Annotated in this window: 1 protein-coding gene; it reads left to right on the plus strand. The window is 65.7% G+C overall.

Annotation, left to right across the window (positions count from 1 at the left end; all coding sequences use genetic code 11):
- Positions 1-21: 21 nt before the first annotated feature.
- Positions 22-1,302, plus strand: coding sequence for an NAD(P)/FAD-dependent oxidoreductase (locus tag ACSQ3Z_RS37235; protein ID WP_436176028.1), 1,281 nt, complete (start codon positions 22-24; stop codon positions 1,300-1,302).
- The last annotated feature ends 31 nt before the right edge of the window (positions 1,303-1,333 follow it).

Raw genomic sequence — 1,333 nt, forward strand, 5'->3', positions numbered from 1 at the left:
GAGACGGTAGGAGCGGAAAGAATGCTGAACGATCGACGGTCGCATGGGCTTTGGGAGCGGACAGCTCCGCCGCCGCCTTCAACGGAGAAGGTGGTAGGCAACATCGTTGCCGATGTGGCGATCGTCGGCGCCGGCTACACCGGGTTGTCCACAGCGCTGCACCTTGCCGAGCGGGGCCTGGACGCTGTTGTGATCGAGGCAGCCGAAATTGGTTTTGGCGCCGCCGGGCGAAGCAGCGGGTTGGTGAATGCGGGCCTGTGGGTGATGCCCTCGGCGCTCAAGGAGACGCTCGGTCCGGTCTATGGCGATCGTTTGCTTAATTTGCTGCGCGATTCTCCACGCACTGTCTTCGAGATCGTCGACAAGCACAACTTGCAGTGCGAGTTGAAGCGGGCCGGCACTATCCACTGCGGAGCCGATAGAAAGGGCGTTGCCGAGATCGCGGAGCGAGCGCGGCAGTGGCAGGCGCTCGGCGCCCCGGTGCACATGCTCGATGCCGGGGAGACTCGTGACAAGACAGGCACCTCGGCCTTCGCCGCAGGTCTGCTCGACCTGCGTGCCGGGACGATCCAGCCGCTCGCCTATGTACGCGGCCTGGCTGGCGCGGCGATTGCCGCCGGTGCGACCGTCTTCACGGCGAGCCCGGTCGAGCACATCGCGCGTGACGGCGGCGTCTGGCGGCTCGACACGCAAGGTGGAAGCGTCCGGGCTAAGTGGGCAGTTCTTTCGACCGACACCTACACATCGCGCATTCTCCCCGAGCTGCGTGGGGAGCAAGTGGTGCTGCCCTTCTTTCATGTCGCGACTGCGCCGCTCAGCCACAGAATCCGGCGCACGATCCTGCCCGAGGGGCACGGCGCGTGGGACAGCCGCACCGTGCTCACCGCCTTTCGCACAGACAATGCAGGCCGCCTCATCGTCGGCAGCGTCGGGGCGCTCCGCGGCACCGGAATCGCGATCCATCGTAGCTGGGCGCGGCGGCGTATCCGCGCGCTCTTCCCGCAAATCGGTGAGGTCGAGTTGGAGCACGAGTGGTACGGTCGGATCGGAATGACGAACGACCATCTGCCTCGCCTTCACCTGCCAGCGGAAAACATGATCGCGCTGACGGGTTTCAACGGACGAGGCATCGCGCCTGGCACAGTGTTCGGCCGCGAGCTCGCCCGCCATATCAGCGGGGAGCTGCCGCTCGACGGGATGTTCCTACCCGTATCTTCGGCGCGGAGCGCCCCCTTTCGGGCCATCAGAGAAGGCTATTATGAGCTAGGTGCGCAGATCGCGCATTTGCCACCGGCCTGCTGATCTAAGGGGCGGGGCACGAGCCTCGCGACCT

The sequence above is a fragment of the Mesorhizobium sp. LjNodule214 genome, from assembly GCF_964252735.1.
Taxonomy (GTDB): domain Bacteria; phylum Pseudomonadota; class Alphaproteobacteria; order Rhizobiales; family Rhizobiaceae; genus Mesorhizobium.